General features: G+C 70.3%; 2 protein-coding genes. One reads left to right on the forward strand and one right to left on the reverse strand.

Features of this window, described 5'->3' with window-relative positions; all coding sequences use genetic code 11:
- Positions 1–1,405: sulfatase family protein (locus tag GOARA_RS17100; RefSeq protein ID WP_007323687.1), on the reverse strand; the 1,405-nt coding region annotated here is incomplete at its 3' end.
- A 110-nt stretch (positions 1,406–1,515) separates the two neighbouring features.
- Between GOARA_RS17100 and GOARA_RS17105 the strand changes: the two genes are divergently transcribed.
- The coding region (locus tag GOARA_RS17105) for a TetR/AcrR family transcriptional regulator (RefSeq protein ID WP_007323688.1) at positions 1,516–2,112 on the forward strand (597 nt) is incomplete at its 3' end.

Consider the following 2,112-nt stretch of genomic DNA (forward strand, 5'->3'; position numbering starts at 1 on the left):
CTCCCCGGCTGCGGGATCCGGTCACCGTGAGGTCGCCGGCCAGTTCGCGTCGCGAGCCCTGCGGGCGCCGCGACGGCAATGCTTCCTCACCTGGGTCGATGCCCTTGGAGCGGCTGGCCCACGCCCGCATGAACTCCTCGGCGACGGCGGTCCCGACCGCGTCCTCGGGCAGTTCGTCGCCCGTTTCGACGCGCCACCGCGCCAGCCGTCCCGCGAGGTTGGCGGCGACTTCGGTGTAGGCGGGATCGCCCGCCAGATTGTTTCGCTCACGAGGATCGAAACGAAGGTCGTAGAGCTCGTGGCGGGCGCGCGGGACGATCGTCGACTGCGGATCGATCGATCGCGCCGAACTCGAGTCGGCGATGTCGAGCGGCAGCACCAACTCGGGTCGGGGCGCGTAGTTCTCGATGTAGCTGTAGCGCTTCGTGCGCACGGCCCGTATCGGATCGAAGGAGTCGTGGTAGGTCTTCTCGGTGAACACTTCGCCGCGCACCTGCGCGGTCGGGTCGCCGTCGAGCAGCGCGGCCGCGTGCGACACCCCGTCGACGTCGGCGGGCACCGGCTGACCCAGGAGATCGAGCAGCGTCGGCACCAGGTCGACGCCGGAGAAGAGCCCGTCGTAGACGCCCGCGACACGCTTGACCGAGCGCGGCGGACGGATGATCAAGGCGATACCGGTGCCTTCGGCGTACAGCGTCGACTTGGCGCGCGGGAACGCCAGCCCGTGGTCGGTGGCGAACACGATCCAGGTGTTCTCGTCGAGGCCCGTCCGCTCCACGGCGTCGAGGATCCGGCCGACCGCGGCGTCGGCCTTGGTGATGCTGCCGTGCAAACCGGCCAGGTCGGCGCGGACATCGGCGGTGTCGGGCAGGAAGTCGGGCACGCCGATCGCCGCCGGATCCGGATGGTCGTACTCGTCGTCGGGATAGGGCCGGTGGGTTTCGAAGAAGCCCGCGGTGAGGAAGAAGGGCTGATCGTCGACGCCCTCGGCGGCCAGCCAGTCCACCGTCTCGTCGGTGACGTAGTCGCAGCGGGAGTCGGCGACGTCGACGGTGTCGAAACCGAGGCTGGTCGGATCGGTGCTCTCGTGCTGCATCCCGAACAGCACGGTGCGGTATCCGTCTTCGGCCAGCAGCGACGGCAGCGTCCGCACTCCCGGCCGGTAGGCGAAGCCGTGATGGGCCAGGCCCACGAGACCGTTGCGGTGCGGATACTGACCGGTGAACAGCGACCCGCGCGCCGGCGAGCACAGCGGAGCGGTCGCGTGGGCGTCGGTGAAGACGATCCCCTCGTCGGCCAGCCGGTCCAGCGTCGGGCTCGCCACCCCCTGCGCGCCGTAGCACGGCAGGTGCCGGCCGAGGTCGTGCCAGTGGACGAAGATGACATTGGCGGACTGATCGGGCATACGCCCATCATGCCGACTGATGGGCGCTGCCGATACACGAAGCCGTGACCACGGTGGCAGCACGAGAATCACGATGATCCGAATTGTCCGCCCGGTAGCCTGGGACGACGATGCCCGAGCAGACTCCGACGCGCCGACGACGAGGCCGCCCGCCCGGACCTCCCGTCGACCCGAAACAGCGACGGGAGGAGTTGCTCGACGCCGCCGAGGCCGCCATCCGATCGTCGGGCCCCGACGTCGGGCTGGCCGATGTCGCGGCCGCCGCGGGGCTGACGCGGTCGGCCGTCTACGCCTCGTTCGACGACCGCAAGGCACTGCTCGACGCGTTGGCCGGTCGCCACGCCCGGCTCATCGTCGAACGGCTCGTGCAGATCATGGGCGGGATCCCCGAACCGGCGGAGCAGACCCGCGCGGCGATCGACATCCTCGCGGGTTGGTTCGAGGACGAACCCGCGCTGGCGCTGGCCCTCTCCGGGCACCTGCTGCCCGCCAATCCCGACGCGGACGGCGTCGTGATCCGCACGATCGCGGGCATCCTGTCGGAGGGGTTCCGGGCCCGGGGCCGCGACGACGGCCCGGCGCAGACCTGGGCGCACGCGCTCGTCGGCGCGATCTCGTCGACGATCACGTGGTGGTCGTCGACGCGCCTGATCAGCCGCGAGGAAGTCGTCGACCACCTGTTTTTGCTGGTCTGGTCGGGATTCTCC

The sequence above is a fragment of the Gordonia araii NBRC 100433 genome (genome assembly GCF_000241265.1).
In the GTDB taxonomy this organism is placed as follows: Bacteria; Actinomycetota; Actinomycetes; order Mycobacteriales; family Mycobacteriaceae; genus Gordonia; species Gordonia araii.